Source organism: Aequorivita marina (assembly GCF_031631895.2).
In the GTDB taxonomy this organism is placed as follows: Bacteria; Bacteroidota; Bacteroidia; order Flavobacteriales; family Flavobacteriaceae; genus Aequorivita; species Aequorivita marina.
This window is the reverse complement of the sequence record NZ_JAVMBW020000004.1, coordinates 100,389-122,556: the sequence shown is the minus strand read 5'-3', so window position 1 is coordinate 122,556 and position 22,168 is coordinate 100,389. Positions and strand designations below refer to the sequence as shown.

Sequence of the window (22,168 nt, the reverse complement as noted above, 5' to 3'; positions counted from 1 at the left end):
TTCTTATTTTAAGATTTACGATAATACGATTATCAAAAAAAACAGTTCAATAATGGAAAACAAAAGCAAATTAGTTGAAGGAAAAGCAACTCCTAGAGGTGCATATCCGCATGTAAAGCGTGTGGGAGATTTCATATTTATTAGCGGCACCAGCTCCCGTCTGCCAGATAATACCATTGCCGGTGTAAATAAAATTGATGAAATGGGAACCATGCATTTCAATATTGAGGAACAGACCCGGGCCGTTTTAGAAAACATAAAAGATTATCTGGCCACTGAAGGCGCAACCATGGCAGATGTTGTTGATGTAACCACCTTTTTAGTAAACATGAACGATTTTGGTGGCTACAACAAAGTGTATTCAGAATATTTTAATAAAGAAACCGGACCAGCACGTACAACAGTTGCCGTTCACCAATTGCCGCACCCACAATTGATTGTTGAAATAAAGGCGATGGCGTATTTTCCAGTTAAGAGTTAAGAGTGTAGAGTGTAGCGTTATGAGTGATAAAGAATTTAATATCAAATCTTCGACTGTTGAAAAAGGGCTTGAATTGGCTCAAGATTTTTTGGGCAAGCTTATTTTTCCGGCTATTGAAGAAGTAGGATTATTAGTGGCAGATAATGTAAAAGTTTGGTCATTTTAGTCAATAGTCATTGCGCAGTAGTTAGCTCCCTGCAAGGTGTTGCCGACGAATAAGGCCTACTTGTAGGTCTTTGCGTGATGAATAGTGCTTTTATTAAATACGAAGCCGTTTAAAAAATATTGAACTCGTTAAAGACTTTTCACGAAGCTTATATTTTTGGCAATTGGTTGTCAGTACAAAGTAAAACTAAATCCGCGCAGGTTTTTGAAGCCAGTGGGATTTACAAAACATGATAAATTGAAAATCCTAAATTACATAAACGGCGAATACGTTGCGCCAGTTTCAGAAAAATGGTTGGATAACTACAATCCTTCTAATGGCGAGGTGTATTCGCAAATAGCAGATTCAAATCAAGAGGATGTTGAAAACGCTTATCAAGCTGCAAAAGATGCCTTCCCGGAATGGAGCAATACCAACATTGATGAACGCAGTAAGATATTACTAAAAATAGCAGATTTAATTTCTGAAAACTTGGTCGATCTTGCCGAGGCGGAATCTATAGACAACGGAAAGCCACTCAGTTTAGCCTTAACCGTTGATATACCTAGGGCATCAGCAAATTTTCGGTTTTTCGGGAATGCAATTACTCAGTTTTCAAGTGAAGCCCATGAAAATGTAGGCCTCAACACCATGAACTTTACCTTGCGTGAACCTCTTGGCGTTGTAGGCTGTATTTCGCCTTGGAACTTGCCTCTTTATTTATTTACTTGGAAAATTGCACCCGCTATTGCAGCTGGGAATACGGTAGTTGCAAAACCGAGTGAAGTAACCCCTATGACCGCATTTCTTTTAGGCGAAATATGTACCAAAGCTGGCCTACCAAAAGGGGTTTTAAATATTGTTCACGGTACAGGACCGTCGGCAGGACAAGCAATTGTAACCCATGAAGCTATAAAAGCAATTTCCTTTACGGGAGGAACCAAAACAGGGCAACATATTGCCAGAACGGCGGCGCCAATGTTTAAAAAGCTATCATTAGAATTGGGCGGAAAAAATCCAAACCTCATCTTTGCCGATTGTGATTACGATAAAATGTTGGCAGTAACGGTTCGGTCATCCTTTGCCAATCAGGGTCAGATTTGCCTTTGTGGGAGTCGTATTTTTGTAGAAAAACCGATTTACGAAAAATTCAAAAAAGATTTTATTGAAAAGGTAAAGCAGCTAAAAGTTGGTGATCCCTTAGATGCTAAAACAAATGTTGGGGCTTTAGTATCAGAACCACATTTAGAAAAAGTAGAATCATATATTAAACTTGCCGAAAAAGAAGGTGGGAAAATACTCTTTGGCGGTAAGCGGGTTGTTGTAAATGAACTTGAAAATGGGTATTATCTTGAACCTACCGTAATTGAAGTTTATGATGACCAATGTCGAGTAAACCAAGAAGAAATTTTTGGTCCAGTAGTAACCATTATGCCTTTTGAAACTGAAGCAGAAGCCTTGCGTATGGCCAACTCGGTTAAATATGGTCTATCTGCTACACTTTGGACTTCAGACCTAAACCGAAGTATGCGTGTTTCAAAAACCATTGAAGCAGGTATTGTTTGGGTAAACACCTGGTTAAACCGGGATTTACGCACCCCTTTTGGCGGTGTAAAAGATAGTGGCGTAGGCAGAGAAGGTGGTTTTGAAGCCTTAAAGTTTTTTACCGAAGCTAAGAATGTTTGTATAAAATACGAATGAAATTAAAATTGAAATCGATCACTGAGATTACAAATACTGAATACTGAATACTGAATACTGAAAAGATATGAATTTAGACTTAACAAATAAAAATGCGCTGGTTTGCGGAAGCACTGCCGGCATTGGCAAAGCAACGGCTATACAGTTGGCAAAACTTGGAGCAACGGTTACTTTGGTGGCTCGAGACCAAGCAAAATTAAAAGAAACCTTAATAGAGCTGGCTCATGATCAAGGGCAAAAACACAATTATTTTGTAGCAGATTTCACCAATCCGCAGCAGTTAAAGGAGAAGGTTGATATTGCAGCTTCAAATAAAATTTTTCACATCTTAGTCAATAATACGGGCGGCCCAAAAGGAGGACCTATATTTTCAGCGGGTACCGACGAATTTGAGAAGGCTTTTTCCATGCATTTAATCTGTAATCAGATTTTGGCTCAAGCTTTAGTGCCAGGAATGAAAGAAGCCGACTACGGACGGATTATCAATGTAATCTCAACCTCTGTAAAACAACCAATAGACAATTTAGGCGTAAGCAACACCATTAGAGGCGCAGTGGCTAGCTGGAGCAAAACAATGGCTAATGAACTGGGGCAATTCGGGATAACCGTAAACAATGTGCTTCCCGGGTTTACGGCTACCGACAGATTGGCTTCGGTAGTTTCCAGTAGAGCCAAGCGCATGAATGCTTCAGAAAAAGAAGCTAGTGATGCCATGCAAAATTCAGTTCCAGCAAAACGTTTCGCGCAGCCGGGTGAAATTGCAAACGCCATAGCCTTCTTGGCAAGTGAGGCCGCGAGCTATATTAACGGAATAAACCTTCCCGTTGATGGCGGACGAACCAAAAGTTTATGATTTCATTGCCTACTTCCGTAAGGTTTTCAAATCATTGTAGGTCTAGATTAGTGAAATTTGTAACTTTAACCTCAAAGTATTAATTAAAGAGATCCCCGCCTTTGCGGAATATAATTATGAAAAGAAAACTTCGCATTAATGGTCACTCCCACCTACTCCCCTACCCTGAAGACATTCCACAGTTTATGCAGGACAAGGGAATTTTTTGGGTAGATAAAGATAGAAAGTATATGCTTCAAAAAGATTGGAGCCGACCTGTTACCGATTCCAGTTTTTTCTTAGATGAGAAACTAGAATGGATGGAGCGTTATAACATTGACCATGCCGTTGTTCTTAACCTTTCACAGTTATATGGAAATGGACTTCGCGTTGAGGAGATGAAGAAAGCGCTTCGATTTCAAAATGATTTTAACGCAAAAGTTCAACACGACAACCCTTCAAAATTCACCTGTGGCTTTGTGGTACACCCCGGTTTTGTTAGAAGTGCACTTTGGGAAATTGAGCGCTGTGTAGAAGAGTTGGGGCTACAATTACTGTGTTTACCCACACATTATATGGATACCATTGGTACCTGGCGTTGTATTTTTGACGAAGAGAACGAACCTATTTTTGAACTGGCTTCAAAGTATAATCTAGCAGTAGAAATCCATCCATACGATGGTGAAAAATTTATAAAACTTGAAAATACCGCTTGGCGTTTTCATTTAATCTGGATGTTAGCACAATGTGCAGATGCGTATCATTTTCTAACCCTGAACGGCTATGCGGACAAGTACCCAAATATGCGTACCTGCTTTGCGCACGGTGGACAATTGGCACAGATAAATTTAGGAAGAAGAATACAAGGTTTTGACGGCCGCCCAGACCTATTTGAAGGAAAAACCCACCCGAGAAGATCTGTTGGCCATAAAAATATATTTTTTGACACCTTAGTACACGACACGGGATCCTTAGAGTTAGTAGTAAAAAACCAAGGTGCAGAGCAAGTGCTGGTTGGGCTAGATGATCCGTATCCGTTAGGAGAAATGGAAAGTGCCGTACAATCTTCCTATCCTGGAAAGATATTAGATCTTGCGGTAGAACAAAATATTATTACCGAAGTACAGTCTGATGCTATGTGGGAAGACAATGTAATCCAATGGCTGTGTGGTGATGATAAAGCCGCTAAGAAAAAACTAATTGATAGAATCCTCAACAAAAAATAAAACCCAATTTATAAAAATGGATTTTCTTCCTGAAAAATTAAACGATTACGTTGAGCAACACTCGCAAGCCGAACCTGAATTGTTACAAGATTTAAATCGGGAGACTTGGCAAAAAGTATTGGCCCCAAGAATGTTAAGCGGCCATTTACAAGGAAGGATTTTAAGTATGTTGTCAAAGTTAATTCAACCCAAATACATACTAGAAATTGGTACGTACACTGGGTATTCTGCCTTGTGTTTGGCAGAAGGCATGCAGGAAAGTGGCGAGCTCCATACCATTGATGTCAATGAAGAGCTCTACGATTTTCAACGAAAGTATTTTGACAAATCAAATTACGGGCAGCAAATTGTCCAGCATTTGGGTAATGCAATGGAGCTAATCCCAAAAATGGATATATTTTTTGATTTGGTTTTTATTGATGCCGATAAATTTAATTATCCCAATTACCTTGAGATGATTCTTCCAAAGCTAAAAAGTGGATCAGTAATTTTAAGTGATAATGTTCTTTGGAGCGGAAAAGTCGTGGAAACTGTAAAAGGCGATGATATGGACACGAGAGCGCTTCTTCAGTATAATGAAATGCTAAACAACCACCCAAGGCTGGAATCAGTTGTGCTTCCCATTCGCGATGGATTGACTATTTCAAGAGTGAAGTGATTTATTACTACTGAAAATTTGGGCGTTTAGAACTTTCGCTTAATTGGGCCGGTTACCTCGTCAACATCTTCTTTTACTTGGTCTATTTGCTTTTGAACATCAGAGGTAATATCAACGTCCACACCGTGTTTTTCGGCACCTTTTGTAATTTCAGACTTAATATCATTGGTGGCATTCTTAACCTGCCTGATGGTTTTACCCAAACCACGCGCTATTTCCGGTACTTTGTCTGCACCAAAAACAAGAAGCACGATGAATAGGACAAAGCCAATTTCGGCACCGCTAATAAAAAGAAAGATTGCCTGTGAAATCATAGTGCAAATATAGTAATGAGTTATGAGTTATGAGGGGTGAGTGGTGAGTTTTTCTAAAAATGAAGTCCTAACATAACTTTTGTGCCTAAAAGATAAAAAGTGCTCGGTTTGTCCTGACAAGATTTTCTGATGATCAGTTGACAATAGGTATTATCCTTGCGTTATTATTTTAATTCGTTGAACAGAACTTCTTTCTTAAATTCAATTTTTGAAATATGTTTCGTTTTGTTATTCCAATCGAGCGGTGTCCAGTATTTCGGGTATTTTAAAGTTACCTCCTTTCCAATTAATTTCTTCTTTAAGCCTTCTAATTTCAAACCGGTTTGTAAACCTCTGTTTATATAAAACCTGCGGTCATTACCCTGCAATTTAAAAACAATATCACTTCCTCCGTCATCGTAGATAGCTACAACCACGCCTTTTTCTATAATAGCCTCATCTTCATGTATTTTGGGAACTGGTCTTAAAATTGAAAACGCCACTACTAAAACGATAAGACCGAATACGATTAAAAAATTTTTTCTTAAAACAGCGATAAAAACTGAGCGGAATATATACAATTAAAAGAGGCCGCTACTACAATCAGCCACTCTAAACGTAAACGATTTTTTCTCAGTCATTTGAAAAGAGAACCTCAATCTAATCGCTTTTCTTTTTCTTCTTAAATTTTTCAAAAGCGCCGAGTTCTTTCTGCTTTGGCCACGAGTTGTTTGAGGTATCAATATCGGCTGTTTCTTGATCTGGATCAACTTCTATCTTTACAATTTCCTTTTCTGAAGCGATTACCTTTTTAATCAATTCGTCATTTTTTCGCCATATCTGGGCTGGATAAACAATCCGCTCAGATGTTCCGTCTTTATAGTTGTATTGCGCAATTATTGGCATTGGGATTCCTCCAGGTTTTTCAAAGCTCACTTTATAAAAATAATTAGGATGCTTTAAGTTTGCCCGTTCTTCAGGGGGAATATTTTCGTTTATATATTCCTTTAAGGTCTGTATTTCGTCTAGCTTTGACGTCAATTCGCGCTCATCAAAATCTTCACTACCTTCTTCAACCATATACACCATTGGTGGCAAATCGCTTTCTTGAATACCACGATCTTCCAACATTTTTTGAACTTCCTTGTTCATTTTTGAGGTTACATAAAACTTTTTCACATCCTTAACACCAATATCTACATAGTCTGTGGTATAAAACCACTCGCGCCAATACCAATCTAGATCTACTGCCGAGGCATCTTCCATAGTTCTGAAAAAATCTTCTGGAGTTGGGTGTTTAAACATCCAGCGATGCGAATAAGTTTTAAAAGCGAAGTCGAAAAGTTCGCGCCCCATAATAGTTTCACGTAAAATATTTAAAGCCGTTGCAGGTTTTGCATACGCATTTGCGCCAAAATTATAGGTGTTTAGGCCTTTGGTCATAATGGGAGCCATTGTACCTTGATCGCCTGCCATATAATCCACAATATTCTTGGCCGGCCCTCTACGCGACGGATATTTTTTATTGGGGCCGATAGCCTCGGGATAGGTTTCTCCAAAATCCTGTTCGGCTACGTATTGTAAGAATGTATTTAAACCTTCATCCATCCATGTCCATTGTCTTTCATCGCTATTCACGATCATCGGGAAGTAGTTATGTCCTACCTCATGGACTATCACGCTTATCATTCCAAATTTTGTTCTGTCACTTATATAGCCATCCTTATCAGGTCTTCCATGGTTCCAGCAGATCATTGGATATTCCATTCCTTGATTCTTTGCACTAACCGAAATAGCTTTAGGGTATGGATATTCAAAAGTCATTCTAGAATAGGTTTCCAAGGTGCTTGCAACGGTTCGAGTGGACCAGTCTTCCCACAGAGGATTAGATTCTGGCGGGTACAAGGAAACTGCCATAACCGAACCCGAACCCATTTTTACCGCCATCATATCCCATATGTATTTTCGGGAACTGGCAAAAGCGTAATCGCGAACATTCTCAGCTTTAAACTTCCAGGTTCTTTTAGCTTTGGAAAAGTTTTTTGCCGCTGCTTCGGCTTCAGTCTGGGTTACAATCATAACCGGTTTATCAAATGATTTTTGCGCTGCATCATAACGATCCATCATTTCCTTCGAAAATATCTCTTTCCTATTTTGAAGAGAACCAGTTGCGTCAAGAATATGGTCTGAAGGCACGGTTATATTCACATCAAAATCTCCAAAAGGCAAAGCAAACTCATCTCTACCCCAAAACTGACTGTTTTGCCAGCCTTCAACATCATTATAAACCGCCATTCTTGGATAAAACTGCGCAATAACATAACCGCGATTGCCATCCTCAAAAGTTTCGTACCCGCTTCTACCACGGCCCACAACGTGATCGTTTATGTTGTACCACCATTTAATTGAAAAGACGAATTCTTCCCCTGGGTTTAAGTTTTTCGGCATATCAATCCGCATCATCGTTTGGTTTATCATGTGTGGTAAAGCCGCTCCATTTTCATCTTTTACTTCGGTAATATTGAAACCACCATCAAAACCATCTTCCATATAATTTTTCACAAAACTTCCCGCCATTTCGGTAGGAGCCGCATGTGAGGTCTCAATTAATGGCGACTTAGAATCTTTAGCGCGCACATTTTGATCAAGTTGCACCCACAGATACTCCAAAACATCTGGCGAATTGTTAGTATAGGTTATGGTTTCAGAGCCAATAATCTTCTTGTTTTTATCGTCCAACTCAATGTCCATAACATAATCGGCCTGCTGCTGATAATAGTTTGGCCCTGGCGCACCACTGGCCGTCCTGAACATGTTTGGAGTTGAAAACTCTTCATACATTTGCTTAAACCGATTGGTATTATAATGTCCCGGTGCTCTTTTTTCTGAATTAGAATCATCTTGCGCGAATACAATTCCTGAAAAAAGGAAAAGTGTGGAGAGAAATAATAGCTTTATTAATTTCATTTCAAAAAAATTTATGGGTTTAAAAGTTTAAACTGCCCCTTGGTTCGTCTCTATCTAGAATCAAGCTTCGGCGGTTTTCTGATGTTTTAAAGTGAACGATATTTTTTTGCTCGGAAAACACTTCCATCAAAACCTTATTTTCAATTTCAATTGTTTTTAAGTCCATCACATTGGTAACTTCCATATAGGCTACAACCATATCGGTTTCGTATTCTTTTCCTATATACTGAAGCTGAACAGGCTTCCCATTCACTTTAATCTTAATTTTTTGCAACAGGTATCGCTGTAAATCTGCATTGGCAGCTTTAGTTTCTTTTTTGGTATCGAGCGAAATAGAAGGGTCGTATTTTAACTGAAGTGCATCCTCCATATCATCTGTAAAGATCTTAGCGATTACCTGAATAGCGCTCTTTTCCTTAACATATTCAATTTTAGTAATACTTACGTAAAATTTATGTGCCGAAGTAGCCGAAACAAAGGGAAATACAAGTAGTAAAATAAGAATGCTTAATTGCCTCATACTAAATACAGAAAGAACAAAGGTAGGGTACTAATCTTTTAATTTTGTTGCTTTTATTGAAAACTTCATGTGTGCCCTTATCATAAAAGTTACTTTTATAAAAAACTTTACTTGCCGCGTTCTTTATATTCCTTACTTTTTTTGATAAGAAACTCCATTAATTCCATTTCATTTTCCGGTTTCAATAAATCTTCATTAAGACCGTTTTCTTGAGCATAAAATAGAAAATCTACTGCTTTGTTTTCGGCAATATCAAAATTGTCAGCTATAAAATCTTTACTGAAACGTTGTTGGATATTATTGCTTACCAAAGCTTGGTTCCGTTCGCGTTCTGCAACGGTAATTTTCTTTCCCTTCGGAAAAAGTAACTGCCCAACACCACCTAAAATCGCCAGAACATCAGCTCCGTTTTTTAGAGCGTTGGAATGTAGGGCTTCTTCGGCGGCATTGCCAGAAATGGCTGTTTTATCATCTGGCTTAAAGTTATACCCATATTCTAGGTTTCCATAACTCAGATCCCAATCAGTAGCCACACTATAAGACGGTATCTTTTTTACATCAACATTTATATTTCCAGATAAGTCGTAAGGTCTAACTACAACCTCTTCTAATTGGTTTACGGCGGGGTTTAGAAAAATATTGATAAGTTTCCGTTCAATAATCCCTCTATTCACACTAACCGTGAAAGATTGGTATTGAAGTGCTGTTATTTGCAATCGGTCATTTTCAGCAATATCAATTGTAAAGCTACCATTGGCATCAGTAATTGTTCCTTGTTGAGACGAAATATTATATACAGAAATGCCTTCGGCGTCTTCGCCCTGTGGCACATGTATTTTTCCAAGAATCTTTGTACGGTCTATATCCTGCGCCAATAGCATTGGAGAAACAGCGATAAATAATAGAAGGAGTAGTTTTTTTGTCATTCAATAAAAATACAGATTTGTTTTGTGATTATAAGCCTAAAATTTACAATTTCAATGATTAAGTTTACACTTTTGAAAATACAGCGAAAATGAAAAACTTATTAGCAGCAAGCACGAGCACCGTTTACGGCAGAGAATATTTGGAGTACATATTAGATGAAATGGCCGAGCTTTTTAAAGATACTGAAGAGGTTATCTTTGTTCCCTTTGCCAGACCGGGCGGTATAATCCATGACGAATACACCGCGAAAGCAGCGCAAGCATTTAATAAAATTGACAAAAAACTAACGGGACTCCACACTTTTTCCGATCCTTTAGCGGCCCTAAAAAGTGCAAAAGGAGTTTTTACCGGTGGCGGCAATACCTTTGTGTTGGTTCGGCAGCTTTACCGTTTGGAATTAATGCAACCGCTTCGTGAAGCTATTTTTAACGGATTGCCTTATATGGGGACAAGCGCAGGTAGTAATATTTGCGGCGTATCTATGCAAACTACCAATGATATGCCCATTGTCTATCCACCTTCGTTTAAGACTTTAGGAGCAATTCCGTTTAATATAAATCCACATTATTTAGATCCAGATCCAGGAAGCAAACACATGGGCGAAACACGTGAAACCCGAATTGGCGAATTTCACACTCAAAACACAATCCCTGTTGTAGGGCTGCGCGAAGGAAGTTGGCTCCGTGTAAAGGGAGATGAAGTTATTTTAAAAGGTGAGCTAGAAGCCCGTATTTTTGAGCAGGGTAAAAAACCTTATGAAGTTGAAACCAATACGGTACTCAACACACTTTTTTAATAATACGTATATAAAAAACACGTACTACCTTCACTTTTAGGAAGTCCGGATAATCTATTAGGAAGGACGGGATAATTCTTTTACAAAGTGATATCCCTTTGCCACAAAGCCTTGGTTATAAAAAAACTTATGGGAGGGAAAATTATGCACATAGCTGTTTAGCTCAATCCAATTACAAGATTTTTTTCGGGCATAGCCGCTAACATATTCAATCATCATTTTACCTATCCCGTGGCTTCGGTAGGCATCGTCAATAATAACATGATCCATTTCAAGACTTCTGCCTGCATAATGGCGGGTTTGAAACCACAGCCCGCAAACACCTATTAAGGCATCGGCATCATAAACGCCAAGGCATTCATGGTTTTGCTGGGTCATTTCTTGAAATCGCTCTTTTAGAATTTCTTCCGGAACCGTATGGTTTCCTAGTTTTTGAATTAACGGAAGAATACTAAAAATATCCTTTGTTTCAATAATACGGATTGAAATGGCGTTATCTTTCAAATTAATGGTAATTTTAAATCTTCATAATTTAATTAAAATGAAGCGCAACGAATTTATTAAAATTTCTGGTCTCGCCGGACTAAGTTTAGCAGTTTTTCCACATTTTTCTTTTAATACTTTTTCAGAAGAATTTACCCGAAATCAACTTCTGGGGAAAGGAAACCCAGATATTATTGGCAATAGCTATACGTCTAAAATGAATAAAACTGCCAAGGAAGCCTTCAACCAAATGAAGGCCGCCGCGGCAAAGGAAAACATAAACATTGAAGTAGTTTCTGCCTACCGAAGTTTTAATCGGCAAAAACAAATATTTGAAGGCAAATACAAACGCTTTACCAAGCAAGGCCTTACACCTGAAAAAGCGATTGAGAAAATTATAGAATACTCTACTATTCCCGGAACTTCGCGGCATCATTGGGGTACAGATTTAGATTTAATAGACGCCAATGCACCGCGACCTGCAAATGTACTGATGCCTGAAAATTATCATGGAAACGGACCGTATTGCGGTTTTAAGGAATGGTTAAATGCAAATGCTGAAAAATTTGGGTTCTATGAAGTGTACACAGACAACGGCAACCGAAAAGGCTTTAAGTACGAGCCTTGGCATTTTAGTTACGCCCCAGTTTCTATCCCTATGCTGCAGGAATACCAAGCGAAAATTGATGTAAAAAAAATGCTTTCTGAAGAAAAATTAATAGGAAACGAACATTTTTCTGAAGCCTTTGTTGAGAAATATATAAATGAAAACATTCTGGATATAAACCCAAAATTGATTCCATAAATTTATTCCAGTAGGGACAACTCGTGAGTTGTCCCTACAAATTGTCCCTGTGAGTGAATCGTCCCCCGTGTGTCGCCCCTGCAAATTGTCTTTGCGCGTTTTTTAAAAAAATATTCTTCAAAACCTTAAACACAAAATTCCTAAACCCTTCGTATCTTTACACAATGAACAAAAAAGTCCTCCTAATGATCCTAGACGGTTGGGGAGTTACGCAAAACCATAGTGTTTCTGCGGTCGCCCAAGCCAAAACGCCGTTTATAGATTCACTTTACAAAAAATACCCGCACGCAGAGTTGCTTACCCACGGCATGAATGTTGGGTTGCCCGACGGACAAATGGGTAACAGCGAAGTAGGCCACATGAACCTAGGCGCGGGGCGAATTGTATATCAAGATCTTGCCAAAATAAACATGGCTGTAGAAAAAGGTACAATCAACAATGAGCCCGAACTTCAAAAAGCTTTTAAACATGCTAAAGCCAACAATAAGAAAGTGCATTTTTTGGGCCTGGTTTCCAACGGTGGGGTGCATTCGCATATTGAGCATTTAAAAGGATTACTTTCAGCAGCCCAAAAAGAAGGTTTGGATCAAGTTTTTGTTCACGCTTTTACCGATGGCCGCGATGTAGATCCGCATTCGGGAAAAAGCTTTATTGAGGACCTACAAGCGCATATGGAAAAAACAGGTGCGAAGCTGGCTTCAGTCATTGGTCGTTACTTCGCCATGGATCGTGATAAACGCTGGGAACGCGTAAAAAAAGCATACGATCTTTTGCGTTTTGGTAAAGGGAAACCTTCTAAAAATGCCGTTAAGAGCATTGCGGAAAGTTATGCTGAAGGAGTTACAGACGAGTTCCTTGAGCCAATCACCATGACCACTGCCCAAGGAAAACCAGTTGCAACAATTGACGAAGACGATGTAGTGATTTTCTTCAATTTTAGAACAGATCGGGGTAGGCAGCTTACCGAGGCCTTAACCCAAAAAGACCATGAAGAATATGGCATGAAAAAACTTCCGTTGTATTTTGTCACTCTTACCAGTTATGACGACTCCTTTGAAAACATTCAAGTGGTTTACAACAAAGAAAACCTACACAACACTTTAGGCGAAGTGTTAGCGTTAAACGGGAAAAAGCAAATTCGCATTGCCGAAACAGAAAAATACCCGCATGTAACCTTCTTTTTCTCCGGCGGAAGGGAGATTCCATTTAAGGATGAAAAACGCATTCTTTGCCCCTCGCCGAAAGTAGCCACATACGACTTAAAGCCCGAAATGAGCGCATACGACCTTCGGGACAAGATTTTGCCTGAAATTGAGAACGAAACAGCAGATTTTATTTGTTTAAATTTTGCAAATCCTGATATGGTGGGGCATACCGGTGTTTTTGAAGCTGCGGTAAAAGCTTGCGAAACGGTTGATAATTGCACCCGTGCCATAGTAGAACAGGCCTTGAAAAGCCATTATGCCACGATTATAATTGCAGACCACGGTAATAGCGAAACCATGCGAAACCCAGATGGCTCGCCCAATACGGCACATACTATAAATCCCGTGCCTATACTTGTGGTTGACAACGAAATTAAAGCAGTTAAAGATGGTATTTTGGGCGATATTGCACCTACTATTCTAGACATTATGGGGGTTGAAAAGCCTGATGCCATGACCCAAGAATCTTTAGTGTGATTCAATTTTGAACACCTAAACAGCAATTAACCGGGTTAGAATAAAAACAATTATTATGGGCAAAAAGTTAATAAAACTCTTTTTACGACTTGCAATTGCTGCAGGGTTTCTATCTGCCGTTGCCGATAGGTTTGGTTTATGGCCCAAAGATGTTTCGGCATGGGGCGATTGGAACAGCTTTCTGGAATACACCGAAATATTGAACCCATGGTTTCCCGTTTCGTTTATTCCAATCGTTGCTATAGTTGCAACTGCAGCAGAAGTTATTTTTGCGCTGTTTCTTATCATCGGTTTTAAAACAGATTTTTTTGCAAAGCTAAGCGGTATTCTATTATTGGTATTTGCCTTATCAATGACTTTTTCTACCGGCATTAAAGGCGTTTTCGATTTTTCGGTTTTTAGCGCTTCTGCAGCTGCGTTTGCAATAAGTTTTATCAAAGAGAAATACTTGGAAATTGATTCACTTCTTCAGAAAAACAACAACTAATAACACTTCACCTAAATGAAAAAAGCACTTCTTATTATTTCAGCAATTACTTTAATTGCCTGCGGTTCTTCAAAAGAAAAAACGAACACAAATGAAGCTATCAACACGGTATCCGCTTCAAATAGCGGCTTAGAGAAAATGAACGACACCGTACCTTATGAAGATTCGGTAATGCTTTTGGGAAAATCTAACCGGAAAGGCTTACAAATGCCAGCTTTTAAAGATTGGTACGATCTGGGGTATAGTCATTACAGGACTGCACCAGAGACTGGAGAACAGCTAAAGCCGCTTCTAGAAGATGTTTCCATCCTAGTATTTATGGGTACGTGGTGTTCAGACAGTCAACGCGATGTACCACATTTATACCGAATTTTGGACGACATGGATTTTGATGAATCTGAACTTTCCTTAATCAATGTTTCAGACCATAAAACCACGCCGCAAGGCTTTGAAAAGGACTATGATATTATTAACGTACCAACAATAATTTTTATAAAAAACGACAAGGAGCTAGGCCGAATTGTAGAATACCCCATTGAAACCCTTGAAGATGATATGTTGGCAATTTTAAGCGGAAAAGACTACAAGCACGCTTACGCCGAATAATCTATTGACATCGGTATAATTCTTTGTAATTTTGCAGCTTGAAAAAAATAAGATGATTGGAGAAACTATAACCATTGCCGTCGATTTTGATGGGACCATTGTAGAGGATAACTATCCACGTATTGGGAGGCCTATTATTTTTGCTTTTGACACTTTAAAAAAGCTTCAAGATAAAGGCCATAGACTAATATTATGGACTTACAGAAAGGGCGATGCTTTAGAAGAAGCGGTGCAATTCTGTAAAGACAATGGCATTGAATTCTACGCCGTTAACAACAGTTTTCCAGGAGAAGAATTTGACACCTCCCACAGCCGAAAGATCAATGCAGATATTTTTATTGACGACCGAAACATTGGCGGTCTTAAAAGTTGGGGAGAAATATACCAAGAACTTATTGGCGGAGAAAAACCCACCACCAGCAAAAGTAAAAGCAAGAAAAAAGGATGGTTTCCTTTTTAAAACAGCATTATGATAATACCTAAGACAAAAGAAGAAATTGAATTAATGCGCGAAAGTGCATTAGTGGTATCCCGCACTTTGGGGATGCTTGCAAAAGAAGTAAAAGTTGGTGTAACTCCAAATAAGCTCAATACACTCGCAGAAGACTATATTCGCTCGCAAGATGCAATTCCAGGCTTTCTGGGCTTGTACGATTGCCCTTCTACCCTACTTACAAGTGTAAACGAAGCGGTGGTTCACGGATTACCAACGGATATTCCTTTAAAAGATGGCGATATAGTTGCCATAGATTGCGGGGCTATAAAAAACGGATTTTACGGCGATCACGCCTATACTTTTGAAGTAGGCGAAGTTGCCCCAGAAACGAAAAAGCTTCTAAAAATCACTAAAGAATCACTTTACGTAGGCATGCGCGAGTTTAAGTCTGGTAATCGGGTTGGCGATGTGGGCTATGCCATTCAGAAATATTGTGAGGCGCACGGTTACGGCGTAGTACGGGAGCTTGTTGGGCACGGTATTGGCACAAAAATGCATGAAGATCCTGAAATGCCAAATTACGGTCGTCGCGGTCGTGGCAAGAAGTTTATTGAAGGAATGACAGTTGCCATCGAGCCCATGATAAATTTAGGAACTCATAAGATTAAACAACTGAGTGACGGCTGGACTATTGTAACGCGAGATGGGCAGCCAAGTGCACATTTTGAACACGATCTGGCCTTAGTAGATGGCAAACCAGAATTACTCTCTACTTTTGATTATGTTTATGAAGCGCTCGGGATTACTAGCGATGAAGAGAAAGAGTTTAGAAATCAATAAATTTTTTACTTCCGCACCCTAAATTTCATTACAGTTTAAAATTAAACTGCGAATTCACACACAAAGTATTTGTTAACTTGATTTTTAAACCTTGTTCAAGAAAATACTAAATATAATCCCACGCCCGTTGCTCATTAGATTGAGTTATTTGGCACGTCCTGTATTTGCTTTTTTTTTGAAAGGTAATAAATTCACAGATCCTATAAACGGTAAATCTTATCGAAAGTTTCTACCTTATGGCTATGAAACTGTGCGTGAAAACGTTCTTGCTCCTGGCACACTTTCATTAGAGCGACACCGATTATTGTGGCTTTACTTAAAGAACGAAACCAATTTCTTTACGGAAAACCTAAAAGTACTTCACTTTGCTCCAGAACAGGCTTTTTATAAAAGGTTTCGGAAAATGGAAAATCTAGATTACACCACTACAGATCTTAACTCGCCAATTGCGGATGTAAAAGCCGATATATGCGACTTACCCTTTAAGGCGAATTCGTTTGATTTTATAATCTGTAATCACGTATTAGAGCATATTCAAGACGACACCAAAGCCATGCAGGAAATTTTCCGGATACTAGCTCCCGGAGGCACTGCTATTTTACAAATTCCGTATAAAGCCAATTTAAAAACCACGTTTGAAGACAACAGCATTACCGATCCTAAAGAACGCGCTCAAATTTTTGGACAATATGACCACGTTCGTGTCTATGGAATGGATTATTTTACAAAGCTTGAATCAATCGGTTTTAAAGTAGAAGCTGTAGATTACACCAATAGGATTACCGCAGCAGCGGTTGAAAAGTATAGACTTCCGCTAGGAGAGTTGATTCCTGTGTGTAAAAAGGAAGAGGCTTAGAGACAGGTCTAAGTTTATAGAAAACCAATTGTAGAAATAATGTTTATTCTGGCATTGCCCGTTTAAAACCTTCGGTAATAAAAACTTGATCTTGGCTTAAGCTATCTGCATAAGTTAAATAGGCTTCTACATCTGCGAGCTCATTCAGTAATGTTTTAGACCTTTCTAAACCCAATGCCATAAATGAAGTTGCATAAGCATCTGCTTCAGCGCAGGTAGGTGCCAAAACAGTGGCACTGGTAACGTCGCTCTGTTCTGCCGAACCGGTTAAGGGGTTTAGCGTGTGTACATACTTTTTTCCGGTTGCCGAATCTATTCTGAATTTGCGATAATTACCTGATGATGCCATTCCCACATTTTTAAGTTTTACCGAGGCTCCAAAATTTCTGTCGCCCAGTTCTGAGTCAATGGTTTCTATACCTGCTACCCACTGCTTATGTTTTGAAAGGTTTTCGCCCTTTGCCAAAATTTCGCCACCCAATTCAATTAAATAATCCGTTACGCCAACAGATTCCAGGTAACGGCCTAGACAGTCAATGCCATAACCTTTTGCAACGGCATTAAAATCGAAATAAATCTGTGGGTGTTCTTTTGAAATTGTACCATCTTTGTTTCGTTTCACTTTATGAAACCCCACATACTCCATCAAAGAATCTAAGGTGGTGCTATCAATTTTCTTTAAGGGCTTAACATCACCAAAACCGTATGCATTACGCAAGGCACCAACAGTAGGGTCAAAATACCCCTTCGTTTGTTTATGGATTTCAGAAGAAATATCAAAAACCTCCGTAAAAATTGAATCGACCACAAGGGTGGAGTCTCCCCTATTCACTTTAGAAATATCGCTACTCGGTATATAGGTGCTCACCGAATGGTTAACGGCGGCTATCACCGAATCCAACCCCTTTTGGAAGCTAGCATCCTTTTTTGCGAAAAGCTGAATGTGATATGTAGTACCAAAAGCATCGCCTTGGAGATAGATTGGGGTAGGTTCTTTTTCTGTACAAAATAGAAAAAGGAATACAAAAGGAATAAATAGTAGTTTCTTCATAAAATTTCTTGAAGACCTTTATAAACTAAGGTATAGTCTTCATCTTTTAAAACAGGTTTCCCATAATCACTACCGTGCCCTAGGCCAACGCCGGCATAGTAGGTTTTGGCTTCGAATTTATCAGCATGATCCTTGATGGTTTTCATTAAAGCTGAATCATAGGTATGGGCATCATCTGGGTAGCTTACGGCCCGTACTATCACAAAATGTAGCTCTTTGTCTTTTAGGGCCACAAATTGAGGGTCTTTCTTTAGTTCTGAATTAACCCCAAGAAATTCAAAGCCGTCGGCTTGCAGTTCTTTTCCTACAATGTTCATTGCCAGGTTGTGCAATTCCTGCTCAGTAAGTTTTTTCTCCATAATCAATTTCAAAATTAAGGCTTTTAGCGCTTATCGGCGACATTTCTATCTATAAAAAAACCGCTTCATAGAAATGAAACGGCTTTTTAATAATTTGAATTTGACAATTATCCTCCAAAATCATCAAAACGAATATTCTCATCTGGGATTCCGTAGTCTTCGCCCATTTTTTGAACTGCAGAGTTCATCAATGGTGGGCCACAGAAATACAATTCAATATCTTCTGGTGCCTCGTGAAGGTCTAGGTAATTATCAATCACTACTTGGTGGATAAAGCCTACAAAGCCATCTCCTTCTTCGTCGTGAATATCTTTTTTAACTTTCCAGTTATCTTCTTCAGCTGGCTCACTCAAGGCCAAATAGAATTTAAAGTTTGGAAATTCTCTCTCCAATTCTCTAAAGTGCTCAAGATAGAAAAGCTCTCTTTTTGAACGTCCACCGTACCAATAGGTCACTTTTCTTCCTGTTTTTAGGGTTTTGAAAAGGTGGTATAAGTGCGATCGCATTGGTGCCATTCCTGCTCCACCACCCACGTAAAGCATTTCTGCTTCGGAAGGGTTGATAAAGAATTCGCCATAAGGACCGGAGATAACAACCTTATCGCCTTTTTTACAATTAAAGATATAAGAAGATGCAATACCTGGGTTTACATTCATCCAGCCTCCTTTTGCTCGATCAAACGGTGGGGTTGCAATACGAACATTAAGCATAATTTCACGCCCTTCAGCTGGGTAAGAAGCCATGGAGTAGGCACGTTCTACAACTTCGGTATTTTTCATTACCAATGGCCATAGTTTAAATTTATCCCACTCGTCTTGAAATTTATCTGGTGTTTCATGTTCTTCAGGATGCGCGGTAATATCCATATCTTCAAACTTAATCTCGCATGGCGGGATTTCAATTTGGATATAACCACCAGCCTTATAGTTCATATCTTCTGGAATTTCAACTACAAACTCCTTAATAAACGAGGCTACGTTATAGTTTCTTACCACGGTAGCGTCCCATTTTTTAATTCCGAAGATTTCTTCAGGAATTTGAATATTCATGTCTTGCTTTACCTTAACCTGACAAGAAAGACGAATACCATCCTTTAATTCTTTACGTGTAAAGTGTGGGGTTTCGGTTGGAAGGGCTTCCCCGCCACCTTCAAGAACATGACATTCGCACTGAATACAAGTTCCACCACCACCACAAGCAGATGGCAAAAATATTTTTTCACCTCCTAAGGTGGATAAAAGCGTTCCTCCACTTTCTACTTCAAGTACTTTTTCGTCATTAATGGTAATTTTTACCGGACCAGACGGTGAAAGTTTTTGTTTTGTAAAAAGTAATAATGCTACCAATAAAAGGGTTAAAACTAAAAATGCTATAACCGTTACTATAATAACTCCTAATGTACTTACTGCTAAAAACATACTATTGCTTCGTTATTGTTGAAACTTTAACCGTTTGCTCGGTTTCAGTATTTTCGTTTTGATTATCTTGTTTCTGTACTCCAATGTTTTCAGGTTGTTCTTCTGATGACGTAGATTCATCATCACCACCTGTCAACATTCCTCCGAAACTCATAAAGCCAATTGCCATCAAGCCGGTAATAATAAATGTTATTCCCAGACCGCGTAACGGTGCCGGAACGTTGGAGTATCTAATTTTTTCACGTATTGCAGCAATAGCTAAGATTGCCAAAAACCAGCCAATTCCAGAGCTAATGCCATAATTTAGGGCTAAACCTAATGTTTCAATTTCTCTAGACTGCATAAATAGCGATCCACCTAAAATTGCACAGTTTACCGCAATTAGGGGAAGAAATATCCCTAATGAGTTATAGAGTGCGGGTGAAAATTTTTCAACCACAATTTCTACCAATTGCACCATGGTGGCGATTGTTGCAATAAAAAGAATAAAAGAAAGAAATCCTAGGTCATAAGACGCATATTCCGGTCCTAACCAAGCCAGTGCACCATCTCTTAAGATGTATTGATCCAACAGCCAGTTAATTGGCACGGTAACCGCAAGTACGAAAATAACCGCAGCTCCAAGACCAACAGCAGTTGATACTTTTTTAGAAACAGCAAGGTACGAACACATTCCAAGGAAAGTGGCGAATACCATGTTGTCAATAAATATCGATTTAAAAAATAACTCTACGTGTTCCATTTGTTCAGTAATTCAGTGATTCAGTAGTCAGTAATTAGTTAGAGGCTACTCCAAATTTTTCGGGATTATTCATCATATAATTTAATAATCTTCCTACTTCTTCACTCTTTATAATTAGTTCGTTATGTTCAACTTCAGTTATATATTCACATGCCAAAGCAAACTTTAACCATGCTTGTGTTTCTAAGTTTTCAGAATCGCTATCTGTTAGCTTACTTATGAAATGTTTTGGGTATTTTCGTTTTCCATAAGACTCTGCAATAGCAACCGAAACCGCTCTTGATGACCTTCGCACTTGATCGGTCAATGAAAATTTTTCCTCTTTAGGAAATGATTTTGAAACTTCAAAAATGTCCATAGCTAATGAAAATGATTTCTGAAAAGCAAATAAATCCTGAAATTTCATCGTTTCAATATTCTAGTTACTGATTACAGCGTACTGATTACTGTAACCTTATTTATTCTTCAATTAATTCTTTATTTCTAGAGCGTTGCACCCAAATAATAATCCCGATAACAATCAAAGCCATTGGTGAAAGCAACATAAACCCGTTGTTTTCATACCCGATAGCATAAAGTCCGGTTTTAGCAATTGGATCGCCCAAAACTTGTATTCCTAGGAGTGTTCCTGAGCCCAGTAGTTCTCTAAAGAATCCAACGATTACAAGAATCACTCCATAACCTGCAGCATTCCCGATACCATCTAATAGCGAACGCCAAGGTCCATTTGCTAATGCAAAGGCTTCAAAACGCCCCATAATAATACAGTTTGTAATGATAAGCCCAATAAATACTGAAAGCTCCTTACTTAGTTCGTAGGCAAAAGCCTTTAAAACCTGGTCAACGATAATCACCAAAGAGGCAACAACAATTAACTGAACTATAATCCTAATTTTAGAAGGGATGACATTTCGCATTAAGGAAATCACTACGTTTCCAATAGCCATTACAGCAATAACCGAAATAGCCATCACAATAGAAGCTTTTAATTGTGCTGTAATAGCCAAAGCCGAGCAAATTCCCAAAACCTGAATGGTAATTGGGTTGTTATCTGCTAATGGGTCTAAAATTAACTTGCTATCTTTTTTTGAAAGAAGTGCCATATTCTATTGATTTAAAGATTTTAAATAAGGTAAGTACAATCTCACATCCTTTTTAATCATCGCCGTAACTCCATCTCCAGTGATCGTTGCGCCAGCAATTGCATCAACCTTATTATCTGTTTTATTTTCATTTATTGGGTCGTTATTACCTTTAGCTACAGTAATGCCTTTAAATGCGTCTCCGCTCATTAACTCTTCACCTTCAAAGTCATCCATAAAGTAGCGTTGCTTAATTTCGGCTCCTAGACCAGGTGTTTCCCCGGCATGATCAAAAAACACACCGTGAACAACAAATGACTTATCTATTGCAACAAAGCCCCATATAGCATCCCATAGTCCTTTACCTCTCATTGGTAGAATATATAGCGTTTCGCCATCTTTATCACCAATAAACAAGGGTAATCGGCGTTGGTAATCTGGATTTTTAGCTTTTGCTTCTTCTTTTTTGATATCTATCAAAAAGGCTTCGGGATCTTCAGTAACCTCATCTCCTTGAATAACCAATTGCTTTGTAATATTAGCAGCAAAGGCCTCTTCAACTTTTGCGGTAGAAATAAATTCAATGTCACCATCTCCTTCATTATCATTAATACCCATAGCATAAAGAATGTTTTGCATTTTCTCAAAACGTTCGTTAAGGGTGATCTTACTTTTTAGTCCTTGAGCAACTCCGGCCAAAAGCGATCCAACTACAATTACCATAATCACTGAAAAGATAATGGTGTAGGAGTTTTTATCTGTATATTTTGCCATG

General features: G+C 38.8%; 27 protein-coding genes. 14 read left to right on the top strand and 13 right to left on the bottom strand.

What is annotated here, in order from left to right:
• Nucleotides 1–52: 52 nt before the first annotated feature.
• From QPK98_RS07735 to QPK98_RS07710, 6 genes are all read left to right on the top strand, one after another.
• Entirely contained in the window at nucleotides 53–481 is a 429-nt protein-coding gene (locus tag QPK98_RS07735; protein WP_310992583.1) for a RidA family protein, read from the top strand.
• Between the two features lie 19 nt (nucleotides 482–500).
• Nucleotides 501–647 (top strand): hypothetical protein, encoded by a 147-nt coding sequence (locus QPK98_RS07730; protein WP_310992582.1) that lies wholly within the window; start codon nucleotides 501–503, stop codon nucleotides 645–647.
• A 237-nt stretch (nucleotides 648–884) separates the two neighbouring features.
• Nucleotides 885–2,327, top strand: a complete 1,443-nt coding sequence (locus QPK98_RS07725) for an aldehyde dehydrogenase (protein WP_310992581.1) — start codon at nucleotides 885–887, stop codon at nucleotides 2,325–2,327.
• Between the two features lie 67 nt (nucleotides 2,328–2,394).
• Nucleotides 2,395–3,180 (top strand): SDR family oxidoreductase, encoded by a 786-nt coding sequence (locus QPK98_RS07720; protein WP_310992580.1) that lies wholly within the window; start codon nucleotides 2,395–2,397, stop codon nucleotides 3,178–3,180.
• Between the two features lie 116 nt (nucleotides 3,181–3,296).
• Nucleotides 3,297–4,385 (top strand): amidohydrolase family protein, encoded by a 1,089-nt coding sequence (locus tag QPK98_RS07715; RefSeq protein ID WP_310992579.1) that lies wholly within the window; start codon nucleotides 3,297–3,299, stop codon nucleotides 4,383–4,385.
• 16 nt (nucleotides 4,386–4,401) lie between these two features.
• Nucleotides 4,402–5,043 carry an O-methyltransferase gene (locus QPK98_RS07710; protein WP_310992578.1) on the top strand — a complete coding sequence of 214 codons (642 nt, stop codon included), beginning with the start codon at nucleotides 4,402–4,404 and terminating at the stop codon, nucleotides 5,041–5,043.
• 26 nt (nucleotides 5,044–5,069) lie between these two features.
• Here the strand turns inward: QPK98_RS07710 and QPK98_RS07705 are convergent, their stop codons facing one another.
• The 5 genes from QPK98_RS07705 to QPK98_RS07685 all read right to left on the bottom strand — a co-directional run bounded on the left by QPK98_RS07705 (nucleotide 5,070) and on the right by QPK98_RS07685 (nucleotide 9,749).
• Nucleotides 5,070–5,357, bottom strand: a complete 288-nt coding sequence (locus tag QPK98_RS07705) for a twin-arginine translocase TatA/TatE family subunit (RefSeq protein ID WP_310992577.1) — start codon at nucleotides 5,355–5,357, stop codon at nucleotides 5,070–5,072.
• Between the two features lie 164 nt (nucleotides 5,358–5,521).
• Complete coding sequence (locus QPK98_RS07700; RefSeq protein ID WP_310992575.1) at nucleotides 5,522–5,839, bottom strand: hypothetical protein; 318 nt, start codon at nucleotides 5,837–5,839, stop codon at nucleotides 5,522–5,524.
• A 157-nt stretch (nucleotides 5,840–5,996) separates the two neighbouring features.
• Nucleotides 5,997–8,303: a M1 family metallopeptidase gene (locus tag QPK98_RS07695; protein WP_310992573.1), complete on the bottom strand. Its 2,307-nt coding sequence runs from the start codon at nucleotides 8,301–8,303 to the stop codon at nucleotides 5,997–5,999.
• Nucleotides 8,304–8,322: 19 nt separating this feature from the next.
• The gene (locus tag QPK98_RS07690; protein WP_310992572.1) at nucleotides 8,323–8,823 is read right to left on the bottom strand and encodes a DUF6702 family protein; all 501 of its coding nucleotides are present in this window, start codon (nucleotides 8,821–8,823) and stop codon (nucleotides 8,323–8,325) included.
• A 107-nt stretch (nucleotides 8,824–8,930) separates the two neighbouring features.
• The gene (locus QPK98_RS07685) at nucleotides 8,931–9,749 is read right to left on the bottom strand and encodes a carboxypeptidase-like regulatory domain-containing protein (RefSeq protein WP_310992570.1); all 819 of its coding nucleotides are present in this window, start codon (nucleotides 9,747–9,749) and stop codon (nucleotides 8,931–8,933) included.
• Nucleotides 9,750–9,838: 89 nt separating this feature from the next.
• On the opposite strand from QPK98_RS07685, the gene pepE reads away from it, so the two are divergent.
• Nucleotides 9,839–10,546, top strand: coding sequence for a dipeptidase PepE (gene pepE, locus QPK98_RS07680; protein WP_310992568.1), 708 nt, complete (start codon nucleotides 9,839–9,841; stop codon nucleotides 10,544–10,546).
• 57 nt (nucleotides 10,547–10,603) lie between these two features.
• Here the strand turns inward: pepE and QPK98_RS07675 are convergent, their stop codons facing one another.
• Nucleotides 10,604–11,050, bottom strand: coding sequence for a GNAT family N-acetyltransferase (locus tag QPK98_RS07675; protein WP_310992566.1), 447 nt, complete (start codon nucleotides 11,048–11,050; stop codon nucleotides 10,604–10,606).
• Between the two features lie 37 nt (nucleotides 11,051–11,087).
• On the opposite strand from QPK98_RS07675, the gene QPK98_RS07670 reads away from it, so the two are divergent.
• The 7 genes from QPK98_RS07670 (at nucleotide 11,088) to QPK98_RS07640 (ending at nucleotide 16,741) form a co-directional block, all read left to right on the top strand.
• Complete coding sequence (locus tag QPK98_RS07670; protein ID WP_310992565.1) at nucleotides 11,088–11,834, top strand: M15 family metallopeptidase; 747 nt, start codon at nucleotides 11,088–11,090, stop codon at nucleotides 11,832–11,834.
• A 164-nt stretch (nucleotides 11,835–11,998) separates the two neighbouring features.
• On the top strand, nucleotides 11,999–13,516 hold the full coding sequence (gene gpmI / locus QPK98_RS07665; protein ID WP_310992564.1) for a 2,3-bisphosphoglycerate-independent phosphoglycerate mutase: 1,518 nt from the start codon (nucleotides 11,999–12,001) through the stop codon (nucleotides 13,514–13,516).
• Nucleotides 13,517–13,571: 55 nt separating this feature from the next.
• Complete coding sequence (locus QPK98_RS07660) at nucleotides 13,572–14,003, top strand: DoxX family protein (RefSeq protein ID WP_310992562.1); 432 nt, start codon at nucleotides 13,572–13,574, stop codon at nucleotides 14,001–14,003.
• Between the two features lie 15 nt (nucleotides 14,004–14,018).
• Nucleotides 14,019–14,609: a thioredoxin family protein gene (locus QPK98_RS07655; protein WP_310992561.1), complete on the top strand. Its 591-nt coding sequence runs from the start codon at nucleotides 14,019–14,021 to the stop codon at nucleotides 14,607–14,609.
• A 52-nt stretch (nucleotides 14,610–14,661) separates the two neighbouring features.
• Nucleotides 14,662–15,069 (top strand): BT0820 family HAD-type phosphatase, encoded by a 408-nt coding sequence (locus QPK98_RS07650; RefSeq protein WP_310992560.1) that lies wholly within the window; start codon nucleotides 14,662–14,664, stop codon nucleotides 15,067–15,069.
• 9 nt (nucleotides 15,070–15,078) lie between these two features.
• On the top strand, nucleotides 15,079–15,885 hold the full coding sequence (gene map, locus QPK98_RS07645; protein ID WP_310992559.1) for a type I methionyl aminopeptidase: 807 nt from the start codon (nucleotides 15,079–15,081) through the stop codon (nucleotides 15,883–15,885).
• A gap of 91 nt (nucleotides 15,886–15,976) precedes the next feature.
• A complete protein-coding gene (locus QPK98_RS07640) occupies nucleotides 15,977–16,741 on the top strand; it encodes a class I SAM-dependent methyltransferase (RefSeq protein WP_310992558.1) in 765 nt (254 codons plus the stop codon).
• Nucleotides 16,742–16,784: 43 nt separating this feature from the next.
• Here QPK98_RS07640 and QPK98_RS07635 read toward each other — a convergent pair whose 3' ends face one another.
• From QPK98_RS07635 to QPK98_RS07605, 7 genes are all read right to left on the bottom strand, one after another.
• Nucleotides 16,785–17,792, bottom strand: a complete 1,008-nt coding sequence (locus QPK98_RS07635) for an FAD:protein FMN transferase (RefSeq protein WP_310992556.1) — start codon at nucleotides 17,790–17,792, stop codon at nucleotides 16,785–16,787.
• Complete coding sequence (locus QPK98_RS07630; protein WP_310992554.1) at nucleotides 17,789–18,151, bottom strand: DUF8840 domain-containing protein; 363 nt, start codon at nucleotides 18,149–18,151, stop codon at nucleotides 17,789–17,791. The genes QPK98_RS07635 and QPK98_RS07630 overlap by 4 nt, the downstream gene beginning before the upstream one ends.
• A 107-nt stretch (nucleotides 18,152–18,258) precedes the next feature.
• Nucleotides 18,259–19,569 (bottom strand): NADH:ubiquinone reductase (Na(+)-transporting) subunit F, encoded by a 1,311-nt coding sequence (gene nqrF / locus QPK98_RS07625; protein ID WP_310992552.1) that lies wholly within the window; start codon nucleotides 19,567–19,569, stop codon nucleotides 18,259–18,261.
• Nucleotide 19,570: 1 nt separating this feature from the next.
• Nucleotides 19,571–20,311 carry an NADH:ubiquinone reductase (Na(+)-transporting) subunit E gene (nqrE, locus tag QPK98_RS07620; RefSeq protein ID WP_310992550.1) on the bottom strand — a complete coding sequence of 247 codons (741 nt, stop codon included), beginning with the start codon at nucleotides 20,309–20,311 and terminating at the stop codon, nucleotides 19,571–19,573.
• A gap of 34 nt (nucleotides 20,312–20,345) precedes the next feature.
• Nucleotides 20,346–20,717, bottom strand: coding sequence for a four helix bundle protein (locus tag QPK98_RS07615; protein WP_310992549.1), 372 nt, complete (start codon nucleotides 20,715–20,717; stop codon nucleotides 20,346–20,348).
• Nucleotides 20,718–20,769: 52 nt separating this feature from the next.
• Nucleotides 20,770–21,414 (bottom strand): NADH:ubiquinone reductase (Na(+)-transporting) subunit D, encoded by a 645-nt coding sequence (locus tag QPK98_RS07610; RefSeq protein ID WP_310992547.1) that lies wholly within the window; start codon nucleotides 21,412–21,414, stop codon nucleotides 20,770–20,772.
• Nucleotides 21,415–21,417: 3 nt separating this feature from the next.
• Nucleotides 21,418–22,167 (bottom strand): Na(+)-translocating NADH-quinone reductase subunit C, encoded by a 750-nt coding sequence (locus QPK98_RS07605; protein WP_310992546.1) that lies wholly within the window; start codon nucleotides 22,165–22,167, stop codon nucleotides 21,418–21,420.
• Nucleotide 22,168: the final 1 nt, after the last annotated feature.

Excerpts from the sequence above, each read along its gene's own strand:
- QPK98_RS07735 (WP_310992583.1), top strand. The coding sequence starts at position 53 with ATGGAAAACAAAAGCAAATTAGTTGAAGGAAAAGCAACTCCTAGAGGT.
- QPK98_RS07730 (WP_310992582.1), top strand. The coding sequence starts at position 501 with ATGAGTGATAAAGAATTTAATATCAAATCTTCGACTGTTGAAAAAGGG.
- QPK98_RS07720 (WP_310992580.1), top strand. The coding sequence starts at position 2,395 with ATGAATTTAGACTTAACAAATAAAAATGCGCTGGTTTGCGGAAGCACT.
- QPK98_RS07715 (WP_310992579.1), top strand. The coding sequence starts at position 3,297 with ATGAAAAGAAAACTTCGCATTAATGGTCACTCCCACCTACTCCCCTAC.
- QPK98_RS07710 (WP_310992578.1), top strand. The coding sequence starts at position 4,402 with ATGGATTTTCTTCCTGAAAAATTAAACGATTACGTTGAGCAACACTCG.
- QPK98_RS07705 (WP_310992577.1), bottom strand. The coding sequence starts at position 5,357 with ATGATTTCACAGGCAATCTTTCTTTTTATTAGCGGTGCCGAAATTGGC.
- QPK98_RS07695 (WP_310992573.1), bottom strand. The coding sequence starts at position 8,303 with ATGAAATTAATAAAGCTATTATTTCTCTCCACACTTTTCCTTTTTTCA.
- QPK98_RS07690 (WP_310992572.1), bottom strand. The coding sequence starts at position 8,823 with ATGAGGCAATTAAGCATTCTTATTTTACTACTTGTATTTCCCTTTGTT.
- QPK98_RS07685 (WP_310992570.1), bottom strand. The coding sequence starts at position 9,749 with ATGACAAAAAAACTACTCCTTCTATTATTTATCGCTGTTTCTCCAATG.
- pepE (WP_310992568.1), top strand. The coding sequence starts at position 9,839 with ATGAAAAACTTATTAGCAGCAAGCACGAGCACCGTTTACGGCAGAGAA.
- QPK98_RS07670 (WP_310992565.1), top strand. The coding sequence starts at position 11,088 with ATGAAGCGCAACGAATTTATTAAAATTTCTGGTCTCGCCGGACTAAGT.
- gpmI (WP_310992564.1), top strand. The coding sequence starts at position 11,999 with ATGAACAAAAAAGTCCTCCTAATGATCCTAGACGGTTGGGGAGTTACG.
- QPK98_RS07660 (WP_310992562.1), top strand. The coding sequence starts at position 13,572 with ATGGGCAAAAAGTTAATAAAACTCTTTTTACGACTTGCAATTGCTGCA.
- QPK98_RS07655 (WP_310992561.1), top strand. The coding sequence starts at position 14,019 with ATGAAAAAAGCACTTCTTATTATTTCAGCAATTACTTTAATTGCCTGC.
- QPK98_RS07650 (WP_310992560.1), top strand. The coding sequence starts at position 14,662 with ATGATTGGAGAAACTATAACCATTGCCGTCGATTTTGATGGGACCATT.
- map (WP_310992559.1), top strand. The coding sequence starts at position 15,079 with ATGATAATACCTAAGACAAAAGAAGAAATTGAATTAATGCGCGAAAGT.
- QPK98_RS07635 (WP_310992556.1), bottom strand. The coding sequence starts at position 17,792 with ATGAAGAAACTACTATTTATTCCTTTTGTATTCCTTTTTCTATTTTGT.
- QPK98_RS07630 (WP_310992554.1), bottom strand. The coding sequence starts at position 18,151 with ATGGAGAAAAAACTTACTGAGCAGGAATTGCACAACCTGGCAATGAAC.
- nqrF (WP_310992552.1), bottom strand. The coding sequence starts at position 19,569 with ATGTTTTTAGCAGTAAGTACATTAGGAGTTATTATAGTAACGGTTATA.
- nqrE (WP_310992550.1), bottom strand. The coding sequence starts at position 20,311 with ATGGAACACGTAGAGTTATTTTTTAAATCGATATTTATTGACAACATG.
- QPK98_RS07615 (WP_310992549.1), bottom strand. The coding sequence starts at position 20,717 with ATGAAATTTCAGGATTTATTTGCTTTTCAGAAATCATTTTCATTAGCT.
- QPK98_RS07610 (WP_310992547.1), bottom strand. The coding sequence starts at position 21,414 with ATGGCACTTCTTTCAAAAAAAGATAGCAAGTTAATTTTAGACCCATTA.
- QPK98_RS07605 (WP_310992546.1), bottom strand. The coding sequence starts at position 22,167 with ATGGCAAAATATACAGATAAAAACTCCTACACCATTATCTTTTCAGTG.